The following is a 21,043-nucleotide window of genomic DNA, read 5'->3' as shown; positions in this document are numbered from 1 at the left end:
ACGCTTCGAGCGCAGGGAACATGAATCGTTTCAGGATGGACCGAGGGAGATCGGGAGCGCCCGTGGGCGGTACCGGGCTGCACTGCGCGGCTTATTCACGCGCGAAACCGGCCGAACACGGCGATTCACTGCGGCAGCCCGCATGAAAACGCCGTCTGTCCCCGGATACGCTGGGGGCTCGCGCAGAGAAGCGCGTACACACCGCCGCGACCGCGGCATTCACGAGGACGGGAGGTTCCCATGTCGAATTACAGTGCAGAAGCATTGGTCGGTGAGCCCGAGGTTCTCGAGGACACGCCGGACCTCGGCACCGCAGTCGGCACAGACGTCGCCACCACCCCGGCGTGGCTGCGACTGAAGGCCGCTGCCACGGCGATGCAGGCCATCCAGGCCAAGGACGGTTCGGTCCCCGAGCCCGCCGACCGGGCGGATGCCGCCGGCCACGTCGCCGTGATTCGCTCGGCCATCGAGGAACTCGCCCCGTTCTTCGCGCACGACGCCGGCTACCTCGCGGCGCTCGGCCGCGACTTCGCCCGCTGGGCGGCCGAAGACTTCGGCGTGCCCGACTTCTTCGACTCCCTGATGGAGTTCCAGCCGCAGCTGCACCGGACCGATGGCATCCGTCACCTCGTCGTCTTCCCGATGTACACCCAGAACGGCAGCACGAACCGTCTGGTCGAGGCGGTCCTGGTCGAGGTGATCTGGCCGGAGTTCGTCGCCGAACTCGAGCAGGAGTATACGAACAAGCTGTTCGTGCCGATCCGGTTCCTCGATTTCACACCCGGTTACGACACCAATTCGGCCGTGCTCTTCCCCGAGACGGTCGCGATGCGCGAGATCCCGACCTTCACCTGGGGTGCGATCTTCGCCGACCGGGAGGCCGCGCGCTTCCGCAGGGTCGTCGGTGCAGCATCCGCCATCACCCGCCTCGAGCTGCCCACCGAGGCCGCGGCGCTTCTCGACGACCAGCACCTCACCGAGGAAACCTTCGTGATGTGGGACCTCATCCACGACCGCACCCACATGCGCGGAGACCTCCCGTTCGACCCGTTCATGATCAAGCAGCGGATGCCGTTCTTCCTCTACTCCCTCGAGGAACTGCGCTGCGACCTCACCGCCTTCCGCGAGTCGGTCACGATCGCGCGCGACGACAACGCGAGCCCGGAGGCCCGCAGGCATGCGAGCCTCGTGCAGTACGCGGTGATCTTCGACCGGATCTTCCGCTTCGCGATCAGCGGTAGCCGGGTGCGCAACTACGACGGCCTCGGCGGCCAGTTGTTGTTCGCGTGGATGCACCAGCACCACGTGCTGCACTGGACGGACACTGCGCTCAGCCTCGACTGGGACGCCGTCCCCGACGTCGTGATCGCACTCGGCGCCCGGATCGACGAACTCTACTGGGCCTCGATCGACCGGCCGAAGAAGGCGCACTGGCTCGCCGCGTACGCGATGATCGCCGAGACGCTCACGCCGAACCCGGCCTCGGCCTGGGCGCGCGGGCTCCCGCTCGACGTGCTCGCCGGACCTCCGAAGGGGTACACCGACCTCGTGCTCGACGACGAATTCCCGCTCTCGATGTTCTTCGAGGCGCTCGACAAGAAGATGAAGGCCGTCATCGAGTCGACGGCCGGCATCACCGGGCGCGACTAGGCGGGGCGGCCGACGATGACCGAAGCAGCGGATGCCGCCCGCAGGTTCGTCGCCGGCCGCACCGTGCTCGTCGCCGGTGCGACGAGTGCCGCCGGGCTGGCCGTTTCCGCGGCGCTCGCGGCTGCGGGCGCCCGCGTGATCGTCGTCGGGTCGAACCGGCAACGCCTCGATGCACTCGTCGGGAGCGTGCCCGGCTCCTTCCCCTATGCCTGCGATCTCGCCGACTTCGCCGCCGTCACCGACCTCGCCGAACGCGTCCATGCAGACCACGGCATGATCGACGGGCTCATTCACCTCGTCGGCGGCTGGCGCGGCGGCGGCGGCCTCGCCGGCCAGTCGGACGAGGACTGGGCATTCCTGCACCGGAATATCGTGACCACGCTCCGCAACACGAGCCGCGCCTTCAACGCCGACCTGCTCGCGTCGCCGACCGGTCGCCTCGCCATCGTCTCGTCTGTCTCGGTGGAAGTGCCGGCCCCCGGCGGTGCGAACTACGCCGCGGCGAAGTCGGCGGCGGAAACGTGGACCCGCGCCGTCGGCCACGGCTTCGCGAAGGCGGCCCCACCGAGCGGCCAGACCGCCGCGACCGCGGTCTTCGTGGTCCGCGCCCTTGACGGCCTCGAACCCGAGCTCGCCGAACGGGTCGTCTCCCTCTGGGACGTGCCGGCGGCATCCGTCAACAACACGCACATCCCCCTCGGCTGACCGCGCCACCCGACAGGTGTTGCCGCTGCGGACGACTGCGGCCGGTGTCACGGCCACTATTGTCCGAACCGGCGACAGGTAGCGGAGAGGCGCGCTAGCGTGGGCAAGCATACGGAGGAGGGGCATGCTCTCGATCGAGCACGTCAGTAAGCGGTTCGGCACCCGGCAGGTGCTGACCGACGTGAGCTTCGACATCGCCGACGGCCGACTGACCGGCTTCGTCGGCGCGAACGGCGCAGGCAAGACGACCGCGATGCGGATCATCCTCGGCGTGCTGTCGTCCGACTCCGGCGACGTCCGGCAGGGCGGGGTTCCGCTGACCGCGGATGACCGCCGCCGCTTCGGTTACATGCCCGAGGAACGCGGGCTGTACCCCAAGATGAAGATCGGCGAGCAGCTCGTCTATCTGGCCCGCCTGCACGGGCTGCCCCCGGCATCCGCCCGGCGCAACGCCGCAGAGCTGCTCGAGCGCCTGGGCCTCGGCGAGCGCAGCGGCGACCTTGTCGAATCGCTCTCCCTCGGCAACCAGCAGCGTGCGCAGATCGCGGCGGCCCTCGTGCACGACCCCGAGTTCCTCGTCCTCGACGAACCGTTCTCCGGACTCGACCCGCTCGCGGTCGAGGTCGTGATGGGCGTGCTCGGCAGTTATGCCGCTCGCGGTGTCCCCGTGCTGTTCTCCTCGCACCAGCTCGACATCGTCGAACGCCTCTGCGACGACCTCGTCATCATCGCCGGCGGCGAGATCCGCGCGAACGGCCCCCGCGAGGAACTTCGCGAGCGGCACAGCAGCCCGCGCTTCGAGATCCGCACGGGTGACGACGCCGGCTGGGTCCGCACGGTGCCCGGCGTCGACGTCCTCGAGGTGAGCGGCGGTTTCGCTGTCTTCGAGGCCCAGACGGATGCCGCGAGCCAGGCCGTCCTCCGCCTCGCCCTCGAGCGCGGCCCGGTCCTCGCTTTCAGCCGGCAACGCCCGAGCCTGGCCTCCATCTTCAAGGAGGTCGTGCAGTGAGCACTCCATCGGGAACGGCCGACCGGTATCCGGTGCCGACGCTTCGGCAGAGCGTCTGGCTCGTGGCGACCCGGGAGATCGTGGCCCGGCTCCGCAGCAAGGCCTTCCTGATCTCCACGGGCATCCTTCTGCTCGTCTCGATCGGGTCCGTCGTGGCCGGCGGCATCGCGAGCCAGAACCAGACCCTGCCCAAGGTCGCGGTGGTCGGGTCCGCCGCCGCGCAGGTCGTGCGCCAGGCCGGCACGCTGGCCGCCGTCGAGGCCGACGATGTCGCCGCCGCCGAGGCCCTCGTGCGGGCGGGCACGGTGACCGCCGCGATCGTGCCGGCGGAATCGCAGGCCGGCTATCCGCTGCCCCTGCGGGTGATCGCCCTCTCCGCGACCCCGCTCGAGGTCATCGGCGTCCTCAGCCTCCGCCCGGAGGTGACCCTTCTGGAACCATCGAAACAGGGCGAGGGCCTCGTCTACCTCGTCGCGATCGGTTTCGGGCTCGTCTTCTTCATGTCGGCGATCACCTTCGGCTCCACGATCGCGCAGAGCGTCGTCGAGGAGAAGCAGACCCGCGTCGTCGAGATCCTGATGACGACCATCCCGGTGCGGGCGCTCCTCGCCGGCAAGGTCGTCGGCAACAGCATCATGGCCTTTGGGCAGATCGTCGCGATCGGCCTGCTCGTCTCTATCGGCATGGCGGTGACCGGCCAGCACGCCCTGCTCGGCGACATCGGCCCGTCGCTCGTCTGGTTCGCGGTGTTCTTCGCGTTCGGGTTCGTGATGCTCGCCTCGCTGTTCGCGGCGACGGCGTCGATGGTGTCCCGGCAGGAGGACGTCGGCTCGGCGACCTCGCCGGTGCTCGTCCTCGTGATGATTCCCTATTTCCTGGTGATCCTGTTCAACGACAACCCCACCGTGCTCGCGATCATGTCCTATATTCCGTTCTCGGCACCCGTCGGAATGCCCATGCGGATCTTCCTCGGCACCGCCGCCTGGTGGGAGCCGCTGCTCTCGCTCGCGATCCTGCTCGCCTCGACCGCCCTCGTGATCCTGATCGGCTCCCGCATCTACGCGAATTCTCTCCTCCGGATGGGGGCACGGGTCACCTTCCGCGAGGCGCTCCGGGGCTGAGCGGATGCGCGGGCGCCGGTCCGCGAGCACATCTCACAGTGGCGGCGGAGCCGGATGCGCAAGGATGGAGGGGTGACTCAACTCCATGACCTTTCCTCGCGCGGTTTCGCCTCGGACAACTACTCCGGGGTGCACCCCGAGATCCTCGAGGCGATCGGCAGGGCCAACGGCGCCCACCAGATCTCCTATGGCGAAGACGTGTACACCGAGCGCCTCCAGGAGGTGTTCGCGCGGCACTTCGGCGAGGGCACAGAGGCCTTCCCCGTCTTCAACGGAACCGGCGCGAACGTGGTCGGCCTGCAGTCGATGCTGCCGCGCTGGGGCGCCGTCATCTGCGCCTCGACCGCGCACATCAACTCGGATGAGGGCGGCGCCCCCGAGAAGGTCGCCGGCATCAAGCTCCTCACCATCGACACCCCCGACGGCAAGCTCACCCCCGCGCTGATCGACCAGCAGGCCTGGGGCTGGGGCGACGAGCACCGCGCCCAGCCGCTCGTCGTCTCGATCACCCAGACCACCGAGCTCGGCACCGCGTACAGCATCGAGGAGGTGCGGGCCATCGCCGACCACGCGCACGCGAACGGCATGACCCTGCACATGGACGGCGCCCGCCTCTCCAATGCGGCCGCGGCGCTCGGCGTCCCGTTCCGCGCGTTCACGCGCGACGCCGGCGTCGACGTGCTGAGCTTCGGCGGCACCAAGAACGGGATGATGTACGGCGAGTGCATCGTCGTGCTCAACCCCGAGGCATCCGCCGGCCTGGTCTACCTGCGCAAGCTCAACATGCAGCTCGCCTCGAAGATGCGGTTCATCTCGGCACAGCTGATCGCGCTGCTCGACGGCGACCTCTGGCTCCGGAACGCCGGCCACGCGAACGCCATGGCCACGAAACTGCGAACCGCCCTCGACGACGGCATCGCGGACGGCTCGATCACAGGCGTCTCCTTCAGCCAGCCCACCCAGTCCAATGCCGTGTTCGCGGTGCTGCCGCCCGGCGTCGCCGACAGCCTGCGGGAGGCGTTCCGTTTCTACGACTGGAACCCGGCGACCGGCGAGGTGCGCTGGATGTGCGGCTTCGACACCGAGGAGGCCGACATCGACGCCTTCGTCGCCGCCCTCAAGGTCGAACTCGGGTCGGCTCGCGCGCTCGCGAGCGACCGGGACACCGTGCAAACCCCCGAACCGGCCGAACGATGAACGCCTTCGCCAACAAGCCCTGGCTCGGCTCGTACGCCCCCGGGGTGCCGAACACCATCCCGGCCCCCTCCGACACCCTCGTCGGCATGATCGAGGCCTCCTGCCGGCTCTACGCCGACGCGATCGCGCTCGACTTCTTCGGCGGCACCACGAGCTACACCCAGCTCGGGGAGCAGATCTCGCGCGTTGCGAACGGGCTGATGCGCCTCGGCGTGAAGCCCGGCGACCGGGTCGCTCTCGTGCTGCCCAACTGCCCCCAGCACGTGGTCGCGTTCTACGCCGTGCTGCGCCTCGGCGCGATCGTCGTCGAGCACAACCCGCTCTACACCGAGCGCGAGCTGCGGCACCAGTTCGAAGACCACGGCGCCCGGGTCGCGATCGTCTGGGACAAGGTCTACGCGACCGTGCGCGACTTCCCGGCCGACCTGGGACTCCGCACCGTCGTCGCCGTCGACCTCACGGATGCGATGCCGCTGGTCAAGCGCATCGCCCTGCGGTTGCCGATCAAGCAGGCCCGGTCCTCGCGAGACGCACTCACCGTCTCCGAGCTGCCGAAGGACGCCATCGAGTGGTCCTCCCTCGTGCGCGCCCGCAAGCTCCGCCACAACCACCCGCGACCGGCCCTCGGCGACACCGCGGTTCTGCAGTACACCAGCGGCACGACCGGCACCCCGAAGGGCGCGATCCTCACCCACTCGAACCTGCGGGCCAACGCGCTCCAGGGCGAGGCGTGGGTGCCCGGTCTCACCCCCGGCCAGGAGGTCTTCTACGCCGTCCTGCCGATGTTCCACGCCTACGGCCTCACCCTCTGCCTCACCTTCGCGATGGCGACAGGGGCCCGGCTCGTACTGTTCCCGAAGTTCGATGAGAACCTGCTGCTGGACGCCGCGAAGCACACTCCGCCGACCTTCCTTCCCGCGGTCCCGCCGATCTACGACCGGCTGGTCACCGCTGCCGAGAAACGGAACGTGAGCCTGCGGAGCATCCGCTTCTCGATCTCTGGCGCGATGAGCCTGCCCGTCTCGATCGTCGAACGCTGGGAGTCCGCCACCGGCGGGCTCCTCGTCGAGGGGTACGGCATGACCGAGGCCTCGCCGATCGCCGTCGGAAACCCGATCGGCCCGAGCCGCCGCCCAGGTACCGTTGGAGTGCCGTTCCCGAGCACAGAGATCCGCGTCGTCGACCCGAAGGACCCGTCGATCGACCGCGGTGTCGAGGAAGAGGGCGAGTTGCTCGTCCGCGGCCCGCAGGTCTTCTCCGGTTACTGGGACCAGCCGAGCGAGACCGCCAAGGTGCTCCTCGAGGGCGGCTGGCTCCGCACCGGCGACATCGTGCGCGTCTCCGCCGACGGCTTCGTCACCATCGTCGACCGCATCAAGGAACTCATCATCACGGGCGGGTTCAACGTGTCGCCGTCCGAGGTCGAAGCCGCTCTGCTCTCACACCCCGACGTCGCCGACGCCGCCGTCGTGGGCATCGCGAGCAAGAACGGCGGCGAGGACGTCGTCGCCGCGATCGTGCTCACCGACGGCGCCGCGCTCGACGTCGACGCCCTGCGTGAGTACTGCCGCACCCGGCTCTCGGCGTACAAGGTGCCGCGGCGCATCGTCGAGGTCGAGGAGCTCCCCCGCTCGATGATGGGCAAGGTGCTGCGCCGCCAGGTGCGGGACAACCTCATCGCCGCCACCCCCGCCTAACGCCCGCCCCACCCGCCACCCGGCCCGGCCCAACCCGCGAAAGCGGGTGAATCGTCGTTATCCCGCGCTGAGACCGACGATTCACCCGCTTTCGCGACACAAAGCGACACACGGCCGCGCAGTATGCGTGTGCATGGAATAACGACGCGGCGCGCGCGCGTTGAAGAGAGCGGGTCAACGTTGCCCCGGACACCCACACGCTCCAGACGAAAGACGGGCACATGACCCTCATCACCGACCCCCTCAGCCGCGCCGCCGACACGACGTCGCCCCTTCTCCCCGCGCTCTCCGGACGATGGAGCCCGCGCGGCTTCGACCCGACCGCGGTCATCGACGAGACGACTCTCACCACGCTTCTCGAGGCCGCCCGCTGGGCCCCGTCCGCGAGCAACATCCAGCCGGCCCGCTTCATCGTCGCGCGCCGCGGCACCGCGAGCTTCGCCAAGGTATACGAGGGCCTGATGGGCTTCAACAAGTCCTGGGCGGATGCCGCGTCCGTGCTCATCGTGAACATCGCGCATCTGCCGATCGACGAGACCCGCGAGAACCCGTGGGCCCGCTACGACCTCGGCCAGGCGGTCGCGCACCTCACCATCCAGGCCCAGGAAGAGGGGCTGTACACCCACCAGCTCGGCGGCATCGACGGCGCGGCGATCGCCGAGGCCTTCGGCCTCACGTCCGACCTCGCCGTCGTCTCGGTGACCGTCCTCGGTGTCCTCGGTGACGTCGACGCCCTCTCCCCCGAGCTCTACGCCCGTGAGATCGCGCCGCGCACCCGCAAGCCCCTCACCGAGCTCCTGCTCGCCAACGACTGACCCACCCCGCTTCCCCCGCGAGAGTACGAAAAAGGCCCCTTCACGCGAAGTGAGGGGGCCTTTTTCGTACTCTCGCGGCCAGGAAGGCTGCGAGCGGCGGGTTCCGGGCGGGTTAGGGGCGGAGGAGGACCTTGATCGCGCGGCGCTCGTCCATCGCGGCGTACGCCTCGGCGACGTCGGCGAGCGGCAGCTCCAGGTCGAAGACACGGCCCGGGTTGATCGCCCCGGAGAGCACCTCCGGCAGCAGTTCCTCGATGTAGCCGCGCACGGATGCGACGCCGCCGTTGATCCCGACATTGCGGCCGAAGAGGGGCTGCATGGCAATCGGGCCACCGGTGGGCACGCCCACGTAACCGACCATTCCGCCGGGTCGGGCCGATGCGACAGCTTGCTCCATCGATTCCTTGGTTCCGACGCACTCGAGCACGAAGTCCGCGCCGATGCCGTCGAACATCTCGTGGATCTTCGCGACGCCCTCGGCGCCACGCTCCTCGACGATGTCAGTCGCGCCGAATTCGCGCGCGACGACCTGCCGCGAGGCGTGCCGGGACATGGCGACGATCCGTGAGGCCCCGAGGCGCTTCGCGGCGAGGATCGCACACAGGCCCACGGCGCCGTCACCCACGACGACGACGGTGCTGCCCGGGGTCACTCCCGCGGAGACCGCGGCGTGGTGCCCGGTGCCCATCACATCTGCGAGGGTCAGCAGGCCCGGGATCTGGGCATCCGTCGGCTGGGACGGTGTCGCGACGAGGGAACCGTCCGCGTGCGGCACGCGGACGCGCTCGCCCTGGGCGCCGTCGGCGAAGCCGCCGAGCCGGTCGTCAGCACCCCACCAGCCGCCGTGCAGGCAGGAGGTGCTCACGCCGTTCCGGCAGTTGATACACGTGTTGTCGCAGTCGTAGAACGGCGCGATGACGAAGTCGCCGACCTTGATCGTGGTGACGTCTGCGCCGATCTCCTCGACAACGCCGACGAATTCGTGGCCGATCCGGTGCGGCTCCTTGGTCGGCTGCACGCCGCGGTACGGCCACAGGTCGGAGCCGCACACGCAGGCTGCGACGACGCGCACGATCGCGTCACCGCCGGTCGAGAGAATCGGGTCGGGTACTTCTTCGAGGCGGATGTCCCGCTCGCCATAGATCACAGTTGCACGCATGCTCCGAGCCTAGTTCCCGACCTCGCCGGCACGCCGTCGCCCAGCCCCCGTTCCGCTGACCGCGAAAGCGGGTGAATCGTCGGTTTCAGGGTGCGAAAACGACGCCTCACCCGCTCTCGCGATGATACGGGCCGGCGCTCTAGAGGTCGGCCTCGTCGAGCGGATGCGGCGGCACCGGCACAGCGGGCGCAGGCGCGACCGTGAGGGAGTCGCCATCGGCCGCGAGGTCCACGAGCACGGTGTCACCGTCCCGCACCTTGCCGGAGAGGATCGCGGTCGCGAGCCGGTCGTCGATCTCGGTCTGCATGAGCCGCCGCAGTGGGCGGGCGCCGTACATCGGGTCGTAGCCGCGTTCGGAGAGCCAGGTGCGCGCCCGCGGCGTCACGGCCAGTTCGAGGCGGCGCTCCACGAGGCGCTTCTCGAGCCGGTCGATCATGAGCTCCACGATCTGGCCGAGGTCCTCCATCGACAGCGACTGGAAGACGACGATGTCGTCGAGCCGGTTCACGAATTCCGGCTTGAAGGTCTGCCGCACGAGCAGCTGCACGGCTTCCTCCTTTTGCTCGGTGCTGAGCGTCGGGTCGATCAGGAACGCCGAGCCGAGGTTCGACGTCAGCACGAGGATGGTGTTGCGGAAGTCGACGGTGCGGCCCTGGCCGTCGGTGAGGCGCCCGTCGTCGAGCACCTGCAGCAGCACGTCGAAGATCTCGGGATGCGCCTTCTCGACCTCGTCGAACAGGATCACCGAATACGGGCGCCGGCGCACCGCCTCGGTGAGCTGCCCGCCCTGCTCGTAGCCGACGTAGCCGGGAGGCGCCCCGACCAGGCGGGACACCGAGAACTTCTCGCCGTACTCGCTCATGTCGATGCGGATCATGGCCTTCTCGTCGTCGAAGAGGAACTCGGCGAGCGCCTTGGCGAGCTCGGTCTTGCCCACGCCTGTCGGTCCGAGGAACAGGAACGAGCCGGTCGGCCGGTCGGGGTCGGAGATGCCGGCCCGGCTGCGGCGCACCGCGTCTGCGACCGCGCGCACGGCGCGCTTCTGGCCGATCAGCCGGTGCGCGAGCTCGCCCTCGAGGTTGAGCAGCTTCTCGGTCTCGCCCTGGAGCAGGCGACCGACGGGAATACCCGTCCACATCGCGACGACGGCGGCGATGTCCTCCGCGGTGACCTGGTCGTTGACCATCCGCGGTCCGTCGGACTCTGCCTGCTCGGCGGCGGCGAGTTCGCGTTCCATCACGGGGATGTCGCCGTAGAGCAGCCGGGAGGCGCGTTCGAGGTTGCCCTCGCGCTGGGCCCGCTCCGATTCACTCCGCGCGGTGTCGAGTCGGGTCTTGAGCTCGCCGACCCGGTTGAGCGAGGCGCGTTCCTTGTCCCACCGGGCCTGCAGCCCCTTCAGGGTGTCCTCACGTTCGAGCAGGTCGGCCCGCAGCTTCTCGAGCCGCTGGCGGGAGGCGTCGTCCTTCTCCTTCTTGAGGGCCAGCTCCTCGAGCTTGAGTCGGTCGACGCTGCGGCGCAGCTCGTCGATCTCGACGGGGGCGGAATCGATCTCCATCCGCAGCCGGCTCGCGGCCTCGTCGATCAGGTCGATGGCCTTGTCCGGCAGCTGCCGGGCGGTGATGTACCGGTTCGAGAGGGACGCGGCCGCGACGAGAGCGGCATCCGCGATCGACACCTTGTGGTGCGCCTCGTAGCGCTCCTTGAGGCCGCGCAGGATCGCGACCGTGTCCTCCACGCTCGGCTCGTCGACGAGCACCGGCTGGAAGCGCCGCTCGAGGGCGGCGTCCTTCTCGATGAACTCGCGGTATTCGTTGAGCGTCGTCGCTCCGATCAGGCGCAGTTCGCCGCGGGCGAGCATCGGCTTGAGCATGTTGGATGCCGCGACAGAGCCCTCCCCGCCGCCCGCACCCATCAGGGTGTGCAGTTCGTCGACGAAGGTGATGATCTGACCCTCGGCGTCGTTGATCTCCTTGAGCACGGCCTTCAGCCGCTCCTCGAACTCGCCGCGGTACTTCGCCCCGGCCACGAGGGCGGCGAGGTCGAGCGCCACGAGCTGCTTGCCCTTGAGCGAGTCGGCCACGTCGCCGGCCACGATCCGCTGGGCGAGACCCTCGACAACGGCGGTCTTCCCGACACCGGGTTCGCCGATCAGCACCGGGTTGTTCTTGGTGCGGCGGGTGAGCACCTGGCTCACGCGGCGAATCTCGGCGTCCCGCCCGATCACGGGGTCGAGCTTGCCGCTCTTCGCGATCTCGGTGAGGTTCACGCCGTACTTCTCGAGCGCAGACTTCGCCTCTTCCTGGGGCGGCTGCTGGCCTGCTTGCATGGGAAGTTCCTCTCTCTCGTGCGACAGCCCGCCGACAAACAAAGCTGAGTCGCGTCGACTCAAGTTTAGAGGCTGGCGACGCTCGGCGCCAGCACTCGCGTCCGGCGGTACCGGTGCCATAATGACCGCAAACGGCGGCAGGCGACAGCGCCGCCGAGACACGCCTTCGATGATGAGGAGCCCCGATGACCTTCCATCCCCTCGACCCGCTGACGGCCGACGAGTTCACCGCGGCCGCTGCCATCGTCGGCCGCGAGCGCGGTGTCGGACCGGGCTGGCGCTTCGCCTCGATCGAACTCGTCGAGCCGGGCCGGCACGCCAGGTCCGCCTTCGATCGTGCCGGTGCGGTGCCCGAGCGCCTCGCCCGGCTCGTCGTGCTGAACCGGGCCGAGAACAGCACCTGGGTGGCGGTCGTCTCCCTCAGCGCAGACGCCCTGCTCGACTGGACCACGGTGCCGGGCGTGCAGGCCAACTTCACGGTCGACGAGTGGGACGAAGCGGATGCGGCTCTCCGCGCGCACCCTGACGTCGTCGCCGCCCTCGCCAGCCGGGACATCACCGATCTCGACAACGTCTTCATCGACACCTGGACATACGGTGACGCCGTCATCCCTGAGCGATTCCGGGGCAGGAGGATCGGCTGGTCCGACGTCTGGGTGCGCGCGGAGGCGGGCGCCAACCCCTATGCCGGACCGGTGAGCGGACTGCACTTCGTGATCGACGTCAACACGATGGAACTCCTCGACGTCGAGGACTCGTTCGCGGTCGACCGCCCGGCCGTGATGGGCGAATACGTGCCGCATCTCATCCCTCCTCGCATCCGCGACCTGAGCCGGCGGCCTCCGCTGAGGCCGCTCGACATCGTGCAGGCAGAGGGGCCGAGCTTCACCGTCACCGGCCACCGGGTCGAGTGGCAGAACTGGTCGCTCCGGGTCGGCTTCAACTACCGGGAGGGCATGACGCTGCACGAGGTGAGCTACCGGGACGGCGAGCGCGTCCGCCCGATCGCCAACCGGCTCTCCTTCGCCGAAATGGTCGTGCCCTACCGGGATCCGAGCGTCGATCATTTCCGTCGCACGGCTTTCGATATCGGCGAGTGGGGCCTGGGCTTCATGACGACCTCACTCGAACTGGGCTGCGATTGCCTCGGCGAGATCCGCTACCTCGACGCCGTGCTGCACAACAGCGCCGGCGAACCGTACTCGATTCCCAACGCCATCTGCATCCACGAAGAGGACAACGCCGTGCTCTGGAAGCACGTCGACCACGATGGCGGATCGGAGGTACGGCGGATGCGTCGCCTCGTCGTCTCCTTCCACGTCACCGTCGCGAACTACGAATACCTCGTCTACTGGCGCTTCTACCAGGACGGCAATATGGAGTGCGAGGTGCGCGCGACCGGGATCATGGTCGTCACGAGCCTCGACGCGGGCCACCCGCATCCGAACGGCACCCTTGTGGACACCCGCACATACGCCCCCTTCCACCAGCACTTCATCGTCGCCCGGATGGACCTCGACATCGACGGGACCGAGAACACGGTGTTCCGCTCCGAGACGCGCGTCGAGCCGATCGACGAAGCGAATCCGCTCGGCCTCGCCCTCACCCAGCGGAACACGCCGATCGAGACCGAGGGCTTCGACGACTATGACTGGGCCACCCAACGCAGCTGGAAGGTCGTGAACGAGGCGACGTTGAACGGGCTCGGCACCCCGGTGTCGTACAAGCTCGTTCCGGGCGGCGCCATTCCCTCGTTCTTCGACCCCTCCTCGCCGGTGTTCCAGCGCGCCCAGGTGATCGGGCACACGGTGTGGGTCACCCCCGGAGACGAGACGCAGCGCTGGCCCTGCGGCGAGTTCGTCAACCAGAGCGCGGTCGACCACGGCCTGCCCGAGTGGACCCGCGCCGGGCGGCCGGTGCGGAACACCGACATCGTGCTCTGGTACGTCTTCGGCATCCACCACATCACCCGCCCGGAGGAGTGGCCCGTCATGCCGGCCGACACCGTGTCATTCTGGCTCAAGCCGGTCGGCTTCTTCGACCGCAACCCCTCCCTCGACGTGCAGCCGGGTGCCGCAGGACACGCGCACGGACATGAGCATCACGACCAGCACTGACCAGCGTTGAGCAGCACCGAGCAGCACCGAGCAGCACCGGCCACGAAGCGCACAAACCAGCCCCACCGACATTTCACCGAGAACCCAGGGAGATCCAGCGTGACCAGGACAGCGAGCTACGTCGTCGCCTACGAAGCGACCGATCGCGGCAATGATGCCATCGAACTCGGGGTCGCCCTCGCCCGGCTGACCGGAGCCGAGCTGCGGCTGTGCCTCGTGCTGCCGCACTCCACTATCGCGCCCTCCCGGCTGCGCGCCTCCGGCTCCGACTTCGAGGCACTCCTCGAACAGCAGGGCCTCGAGTGGCTCGCCGGCGCCGCGGCGAGAGTGCCGGCCGACATCGTGGCCACGACGCACCTGATCTGGGCGGATGCGACCTCCGACGGGCTGCTGAGGGCCGTCACGGAATTCGACTCCGACCGGATCGTCGTCGGAGCCTCACGCCACGGCATCCGCGGTCGCTACACGATCGGCAGTGTCGCAAACGCCCTCCTGCACGCCTCGCCCGTACCCGTCGCCCTCGCGCCGCACGGGTACCTCGCCCCGGCGCAGATCTCCCGGATCACCTGCGCGATCGGAACCCGGCCCGGCTGGTCGACTCTCCTCGATTCGCTGCTGGCGTTCACGGAGGGCCTCAGCGTTGACGTGCGCTTCCTCACCCTCGTCGAGGTCGACTCCCGGCGCGCCCAGCACGGCGAGTCGACGCCCGCTGTCGAGGCGGCCCGGACCGCGGAGAGCACGGCGCATCTCGAATCGGTGCTCGAGTATTACTCGACGCGATCGTCTGCTCCGGGCGCCATCACGACCGAGGTCGCCGTCGGCGAGAACGTGGAGTCCGCGGTGGAGGCCATCGAGTGGCGAACGGACGAAGTCGCCTTCGTCGGTTCGAGCCGCCTCGCCCAGCCGACCACGATCTTCCTCGGCATCACCGCCCACCGGATGCTCAACGCCCTTCCGGTGCCGCTCGTCGTCGTCCCCACCGGCGCCGCCGCCCGCCTCGCCCGCTGAGCGGCAGCGGAGGCCGCCGCCGCCTCCGCTGCCGGCCACACCGTGGGAGAATGGGGTTCGACCTTCTAAGGAACCCTCTTCCCCCTTATGGCTCACTCTCTCAGCTCACACGAGATCGCCCTCCTCGTCGGAAGCCAGGCCTTTTCGCGCGGTGAACGTTATGCGCGCAACGGCCACGTCCTGTCCGAAGTCTGGGACGACTCGGGCACCAGGCTCATCGGAAAGGTCCGGGGCACCGGACGCACGCCGTACACGGTGACCATTTCGTTCATCCTGAATCCTGCCGGGGTCGCGGTGCGCGCGACCGGGCTCTGCACCTGCCCGATGCGAACCAACTGCAAGCATGTCGCCGCCCTGCTCGTCACCAGCCGGAACGGCGGCAACCCGGGCTCGATCGAGGTCGACGAGGGCGACGTCGACCGCTTCCGCAGGCGGTCCGCGCCGCCGGCGTTGTATGCACTCCAGTCTCCGCGCGTCCCCGCGGCGCCGCCGACGCCGACGGTTCCGCGCTGGCGCAGCGCGCTCGGCGGCCTGCCCACCCCCGGTGAAGCGGCCACGCAGACCGGGACAGAACTCGCGTTGCAGTTCCAGGTGCTCGCCCCGGTCAACTCCCGTTTCCAGTCCGGCGGACGGCATCTCGCCGCCCGGCCGATGCTGCTGGGCAAGCAGGGCCGCTGGATCCGCGGTGCCCTGACCTGGGACAACATCGCCCAGACCGCGGGCACCGCGCAGCGCGCCCAGCGGCGGGTGCTTTCCGCGATCTATGCCCTGCACCTCGCCGGACGCCCGTACTACGGCTCGGCGACGCAGTGGATCCAGCTCGACGACTTCCCGGACCGGGCGCTCTGGGGCCTGCTCGAGGAGGCGACGGCCGCCGGCATCCCGCTCATCTCCACCTCGGGCGCCCAGGATCCCGTCCACATCAACGAGCGTCCGGCATCACTCGAGCTCGACATCCGCCGCACAATGGCCGGTCTCGCCCTCACCCCCACGGTCGTGCTCGACGAGCGCCGGCTGCCCGGCGGCCGGTTCGGTTTCACCGGCGACCCGGCGCACGGCATCTACACCTGGCAGGACGCCCCCGCCGGGGACCCGACCGGCGGCCGGCTGACTCTTGCCCCGCTCGCCGTCGAGGTCAGCAGGGAGCTGCGCAACCTCGCCGTCACCGGTCAGTCGATCGACGTGCCCACCGACGACGAGCCCGACTTCCTCACCGAGTTCTACCCGTACCTCCGCGATCGCGCTCTCGTCACGAGCCGCGACGACTCGTTCGAGCTGCCCGAAAGCCCGCGCCCCGCGCTCACGCTCACGATCAGCCACCAGGCGGATGCGCGCATCGCTCTGAACTGGGCGTGGCGCTACCAGGCGGGCCCGGCCGCCACCAGCACCAGCACCAGCACCGAAACCCCAGCAGGGGAATACGACCTCGAACTGCGGCCGGCTCCGGGAGAGCACCGCTACCGGGACTCCGCCGCCGAGGCACGGATCCTCCGCTCCGTCGACGAACTGCTCGCACCCCTCACCGAGCTCGCCCCGCGGCGCGGCGGGGTGCCCCGGCTGTCCGGGCACTCCGAACTCACCGGCGCCGGCATGATCGACTTCCTCGAGGGGGTCGTGCCGCGGCTCGAAGTACTCCCCGACGTCGTCGTCGTGCAGAGCGGCGTCGTGGTCGACTACCGGGCGGCGGACACCGCCCCGGTGATCAGCGTCGGCACGAGCGAGCGCCTCGACGACCGGGACTGGTTCAATCTCGCGGTGTCCGTCTCGATCGACGGAGAGGACGTGCCCTTCGACGTGCTGTTCCGGGCACTCGCCACCGGCCAGGACATCCTCATCCTGCCCAGCGGCATCTATTTCAGCCTTGACCGGCCCGAACTGCACACCTTGCGCCGACTGATCGAGGAGGCCCGCAGCCTGCAGGAACCATCCGCGACCTCCCTCGGCATCAGCCCCTTCCAGGCGGATCTCTGGGAGGAACTGCAGGAACTCGGCGTCGTCACGAGCCAGGCCGCCGGCTGGCGCGACATCGTCGCCGGCCTCACCGACGTCGAACGGGTACCGACACTCCCCCTGCCGGACGGCGTGCACGCGACCCTCCGCAGCTACCAGCAGTCGGGCTTCGAGTGGCTCGGCTTCCTTCATGACCACCGGCTCGGCGGGATCCTCGCCGACGACATGGGACTCGGCAAGACCCTGCAGGCGATCGCCCTGATCAGCCGAGCGGTGGCCGCACGCGACCTGGACGCTCCCGCGCACCCGTTCCTCGTCGTCGCGCCCACGAGCGTCGTCTCCAACTGGGCCGCAGAGTGCGCGAGATTCGCGCCGGACCTGCGCGTCGCATCCGTCACGGAGACCTCGCGCAAACGGGCGACGGGCATCGCGGCCCTGCACGCCGAAGCGGATGTCGTGATCACCTCGTACACGTTGTTCCGCCTGGACTTCGACGAGTACAACGCGGTGCCGTGGGCGGGTCTCCTGCTCGACGAGGCCCAGTTCGTGAAGAACCGCACCTCCCGGGCCTACCAGTGCGCCCGTCGCCTCGACACGCCGTTCAAGCTCGCGATCACCGGCACCCCGCTCGAGAACAACCTGATGGAGTTCTGGTCGCTGCTGTCGATCACCGCGCCCGGCCTGTTCCCGAGCCCCACCCGTTTCGCCGACTTTTACCAGAAGCCCATCGAGCGGGACGCGAACGACGAACGGCTCGCCCAGCTCCGCCGCCGCATCCGCCCGTTCATGCTGCGCCGCACCAAGGAGGAGGTCGCCGGCGACCTGCCGAGCAAGCAGGAACAGGTGCTCGAGCTGACCCTGAACCCCCGGCACCGGGCCGTCTACGACACCCACCTGCAGCGGGAACGGCAGAAGGTGCTCGGCCTGATCGAGAACCTGAACGCGAACCGTTTCGAGATCTTCCGCTCCCTCACGATGCTCCGCCAGCTCAGCCTCGACGCGGGCCTCTACGACGCCAAGTACGACGGGATCCCCTCAACCAAGCTCGACGCGCTCCTCGAACTGCTCGAAGACATCGTCGCCGGCGGGCACCGCACCCTCATTTTCAGCCAGTTCACCCAGTACCTCGGCCGGGCCCGCAACCGGCTCGAAGCCGCCGGCATCAGCTACTCCTACCTCGACGGCAAGACCCGCAACCGGGCTGCGGTGATCGACGAGTTCAAGACCGGTACCAATTCGGTGTTCCTGATCAGCCTCAAGGCCGGAGGCTTCGGGCTCAACCTGACCGAGGCCGACTACGCCATCCTGCTCGACCCCTGGTGGAACCCCGCGACCGAGGCGCAGGCCGTCGACCGGATGCACCGGATCGGCCAGACCAAGAATGTGTTCGTCTACCGGCTCGTCGCGAAGAACACGATCGAGGAGAAGGTCATGGCACTCAAGGCCACCAAGGCACGCCTCTTCGACAGCGTGCTCTCCGCCGACGGCGCCAGGGGAACCGCGCTCACGGCCGCGGACATCCGCGAACTGCTCGCCTGACCGCCATCAGTCTGTGAGCTCTCTCAGCAGGAAGGGCCGGTAACCGGGCAGAACTGTCTTGCAACCCAGCGCACAAACCTATAATTTGGATGAAGTCTGCCCTCCCGGGCTTTTGGCCGTCTGCAGAGGTGAGTGAAATGTCCTACATTCTTGACCAGGTCGACCACCGGGTCCGACGCGTTCTCACGCCCGCCCGCCGCCTGTGGCTGGAAACCCCCCGCACCCTCGTGATCGGCTTCATCGCCATCCACGTCGTCTTCCTCCTGGCCCTCCTCCCCGCGATCCTGACCGGCAATGTCCTCGGCGACCTGCCCCTCTACCGCACCTGGGCCCAGCAGGGCCTCGTGCACCACGTCTGGATGGGCATCAACGTCGAGTGGGTCTACCCGATCGGCGCCCTGTTCCCGATCGTGTTCGCCGGCCTCGGCGGTCCGCTGTTGTACCAGCTGATGTGGTTCCTGATGACGGCCGCGCTGAACGCCCTGGCCGTCATGGTGCTCACGGATGCCGGCCGCAAGATCAGCGGCTACCGTTCCGCCTGGTTCTTCCTCGTGATCAGCTTCGTCCTGAGCCCCGTCGGCCTGCTCCGGCTCGAGGGCCTCACCGCCCCGCTCGTGATCATGGGTCTCGTCCTGCTCGCCCGTCGCCCGATCGTGGCCACAGCACTGCTCACCATCGCCACCTGGGTGAAGGTCTGGCCGGCGGCCGTCGTTGTCGCCGTCGTTGTCGCGTCCCGGCGTCGCATCACGGTGATCCTCACGGGCATCGCGGTCACGGCCGGCGTCGTCGGCACTGTCTTCGCTCTCGGCGGACTCAAGTACATCACCGGCTTCGTCACGATGCAGTCCGACCGGGCTATGCAGCTCGAAGCGCCGATCACGACCCCCTGGGTCTGGCTCGCCGCCCTCGGCCACCCGAACACGTTCATCTACCAGAACTACGCGATCGCCACCCGCGAGGTCAGCGGACCCGGCACAACGCTCGTCGCCTCCCTGATGAATCCGCTGATGTTCATCGCCATGGGGGCGATCGTCACGCTCATGCTGGTCGCGTTGCGCCGTCACCACGACGTCTCGCAGCTCCTGCTCGTCGGGTCGCTCGCGCTCGTCGGCGCCTTCATCATCTTCAACAAGGTCGGGTCCCCTCAGTACATGCTGTGGCTCGCGCCCGTCGTCATCGTCGGAGTCAGCCACAGCTGGCACGCCTGGCGCGCGCCGGCGTACATGATGGTCGCCATCGGCGTTCTGACCACGCTGATCTTCCCGGTGTTCTACATGCCCCTCGTCAACGGCGACCTGTCGGCGCTCGTGCTGCTGACGGCGCGCAACGGCCTCCTGATCGTGATGTTCGGCTGGTCTCTCGTCACGCTGTGGCGCATGGTCGTGGCTCCCGTCACCTCGCCCGCACTGCTCTCCCGCCGCCTGGCCGCGAGCAACTCGCGTAGCGTCGCCGCCTGACCCGGCGTCAACCCGCGCAGTCTCCACCCGCCCAGAGCCGGGCGTAGCCCTGCCGTGCGTCGCAGGCGTTCGGGCAGGGTCCGGGCCGCCTGGGCGATTCCCGGTTGGGTCCCCGGCCGGGGGACAATGGAGTAGTGACTTCACCAACGACCTTCGCCCTTATCCGCCACGGCCAGACCGACTGGAATGCCGCCATGCGGATCCAGGGTCTGTCGGACATCCCGCTGAACGACACCGGGCGCGCGCAGGCCGCCGAGGCGGTCGGCCACCTGGCGGACTACGACTGGGACTTCATTGTTTCCTCGACCCTGTCCCGGGCCGCGGAAACCGCCGACCTCATTGCGGACGGCCTCGGCCTCACGGTGACCCGCCGCATCCCGGAGATCGTGGAACGCAACTACGGTCCCGCAGAGGGCCTGAGCGCCGGCCCTGAGCTCGACGCCCTGCGCATCGATGGCGGTCCGACCGGCAACGGCGGCTTCATCGGCGCGGAGTCCGAAGCGGATGTCGCCGCGCGCGGCCTCGAGGCCTTGCGTGAGCTCGCCGTGGCGCACCCCGGGGCCCGGATCATCGTCGTCTCCCACGGCACGCTGATCCGCCTGACCCTGATGAAGGCCCTCGGCGAGTTCGTCGGCACCATCACCAACGCGGCCCTGACCGTCGCCAGCCTGGACGACACCGACTGGTCGCTCCAGGTACTCAACGGCGAGGTCCTGACGGCAACAGACGACCTCGACAACGACCTGGACGCCCTCGACGCCGTCCCCGCCCGCTGACCCCTGAGCTCCCGCTGACCGCTCCCGCTGACCGCTCCCGTTGACCTCCGCGGGTTGCGCGCCAGTTGCGCCGCTACGCGCCCGGCGTGCCTGGGGCGTAGCGGGGCCAGTGCAGGGCGGGCCGGCTGGCTGGCTGGCTGGCTGGCTGGCTGGTGGTTGTANTTGTAGTGTGCGGGTTAAAGCAGAAAAGCCACCCCGTGGGGTGGCTTTTCTGGTGTTTCTAAGTTAAGTCCGGCGGTGTCCTACTCTCCCACAGGGTCCCCCCTGCAGTACCATCGGCGCTGAGAGTCTTAGCTTCCGGGTTCGGAATGTGACCGGGCGTTTCCCTCTCGCTATAGCCGCCGAAACATCTTTCGATGGATCGATTCTATATTTTTCAGTTATAGACCCCGACTGCCTGTGAGGGCGATGCCGGGGTTGTTCTCGACCGTACGTCGAGAACCACATAGTGGACGCTTGCAGCTAATTCAAACTGGTGTGTTATCAAATTATTGGCTTATTAGTACCGGTCAGCTCC

The 21,043-nt window shown here is 68.7% G+C and carries 14 protein-coding genes and 1 rRNA gene; 12 read left to right on the top strand and 3 right to left on the bottom strand.

What is annotated here, in order from left to right; translation table 11 throughout:
* Positions 1 to 240: 240 nt before the first annotated feature.
* The 7 genes from E3O46_RS14300 (at position 241) to E3O46_RS14270 (ending at position 8,194) form a co-directional block, all read left to right on the top strand.
* Complete coding sequence (locus E3O46_RS14300) at positions 241 to 1,650, top strand: DUF6421 family protein (protein ID WP_134561938.1); 1,410 nt, start codon at positions 241 to 243, stop codon at positions 1,648 to 1,650.
* 15 nt (positions 1,651 to 1,665) lie between these two features.
* Positions 1,666 to 2,355: an SDR family NAD(P)-dependent oxidoreductase gene (locus E3O46_RS14295; protein WP_134561937.1), complete on the top strand. Its 690-nt coding sequence runs from the start codon at positions 1,666 to 1,668 to the stop codon at positions 2,353 to 2,355.
* A gap of 124 nt (positions 2,356 to 2,479) precedes the next feature.
* Positions 2,480 to 3,364: an ABC transporter ATP-binding protein gene (locus E3O46_RS14290; protein ID WP_134561936.1), complete on the top strand. Its 885-nt coding sequence runs from the start codon at positions 2,480 to 2,482 to the stop codon at positions 3,362 to 3,364.
* On the top strand, positions 3,361 to 4,485 hold the full coding sequence (locus E3O46_RS14285) for an ABC transporter permease (protein ID WP_241987433.1): 1,125 nt from the start codon (positions 3,361 to 3,363) through the stop codon (positions 4,483 to 4,485). The genes E3O46_RS14290 and E3O46_RS14285 overlap by 4 nt, the downstream gene beginning before the upstream one ends.
* 72 nt (positions 4,486 to 4,557) lie before the next feature.
* A complete protein-coding gene (locus tag E3O46_RS14280) occupies positions 4,558 to 5,682 on the top strand; it encodes a threonine aldolase family protein (protein WP_174774650.1) in 1,125 nt (374 codons plus the stop codon).
* Positions 5,679 to 7,379 carry a long-chain-fatty-acid--CoA ligase gene (locus E3O46_RS14275; protein ID WP_134560409.1) on the top strand — a complete coding sequence of 567 codons (1,701 nt, stop codon included), beginning with the start codon at positions 5,679 to 5,681 and terminating at the stop codon, positions 7,377 to 7,379. The genes E3O46_RS14280 and E3O46_RS14275 overlap by 4 nt, the downstream gene beginning before the upstream one ends.
* A 221-nt stretch (positions 7,380 to 7,600) precedes the next feature.
* The gene (locus E3O46_RS14270) at positions 7,601 to 8,194 is read left to right on the top strand and encodes a nitroreductase family protein (protein WP_134561935.1); all 594 of its coding nucleotides are present in this window, start codon (positions 7,601 to 7,603) and stop codon (positions 8,192 to 8,194) included.
* Between the two features lie 112 nt (positions 8,195 to 8,306).
* On the opposite strand, the gene E3O46_RS14265 is transcribed toward E3O46_RS14270, so the two are convergent.
* Positions 8,307 to 9,353: a zinc-dependent alcohol dehydrogenase family protein gene (locus E3O46_RS14265; RefSeq protein WP_134446165.1), complete on the bottom strand. Its 1,047-nt coding sequence runs from the start codon at positions 9,351 to 9,353 to the stop codon at positions 8,307 to 8,309.
* A 139-nt stretch (positions 9,354 to 9,492) separates the two neighbouring features.
* A complete protein-coding gene (locus E3O46_RS14260) occupies positions 9,493 to 11,679 on the bottom strand; it encodes an ATP-dependent Clp protease ATP-binding subunit (RefSeq protein ID WP_134446164.1) in 2,187 nt (728 codons plus the stop codon).
* Positions 11,680 to 11,864: 185 nt separating this feature from the next.
* On the opposite strand from E3O46_RS14260, the gene E3O46_RS14255 reads away from it, so the two are divergent.
* The 5 genes from E3O46_RS14255 to E3O46_RS14235 all read left to right on the top strand — a co-directional run bounded on the left by E3O46_RS14255 (position 11,865) and on the right by E3O46_RS14235 (position 20,526).
* Positions 11,865 to 13,796 carry a primary-amine oxidase gene (locus tag E3O46_RS14255; protein WP_134446163.1) on the top strand — a complete coding sequence of 644 codons (1,932 nt, stop codon included), beginning with the start codon at positions 11,865 to 11,867 and terminating at the stop codon, positions 13,794 to 13,796.
* Positions 13,797 to 13,895: 99 nt separating this feature from the next.
* On the top strand, positions 13,896 to 14,804 hold the full coding sequence (locus tag E3O46_RS14250) for a universal stress protein (RefSeq protein ID WP_166791086.1): 909 nt from the start codon (positions 13,896 to 13,898) through the stop codon (positions 14,802 to 14,804).
* A gap of 87 nt (positions 14,805 to 14,891) precedes the next feature.
* Complete coding sequence (locus E3O46_RS14245; RefSeq protein ID WP_134561933.1) at positions 14,892 to 18,293, top strand: DEAD/DEAH box helicase; 3,402 nt, start codon at positions 14,892 to 14,894, stop codon at positions 18,291 to 18,293.
* A gap of 137 nt (positions 18,294 to 18,430) precedes the next feature.
* Positions 18,431 to 19,750 carry a glycosyltransferase 87 family protein gene (locus tag E3O46_RS14240; protein WP_166790701.1) on the top strand — a complete coding sequence of 440 codons (1,320 nt, stop codon included), beginning with the start codon at positions 18,431 to 18,433 and terminating at the stop codon, positions 19,748 to 19,750.
* Positions 19,751 to 19,884: 134 nt separating this feature from the next.
* On the top strand, positions 19,885 to 20,526 hold the full coding sequence (locus E3O46_RS14235) for a histidine phosphatase family protein (RefSeq protein ID WP_255454098.1): 642 nt from the start codon (positions 19,885 to 19,887) through the stop codon (positions 20,524 to 20,526).
* A gap of 229 nt (positions 20,527 to 20,755) precedes the next feature.
* On the opposite strand, the gene rrf is transcribed toward E3O46_RS14235, so the two are convergent.
* Positions 20,756 to 20,872, bottom strand: a 5S ribosomal RNA gene (rrf, locus tag E3O46_RS14230).
* Between the last annotated feature and the right edge of the window lie 171 nt (positions 20,873 to 21,043).

Source organism: Cryobacterium glucosi, from assembly GCF_004402235.1.
Lineage (GTDB): Bacteria > Actinomycetota > Actinomycetes > Actinomycetales > Microbacteriaceae > Cryobacterium > Cryobacterium glucosi.
This window is presented reverse-complemented; position numbering and strand designations above follow the sequence as displayed.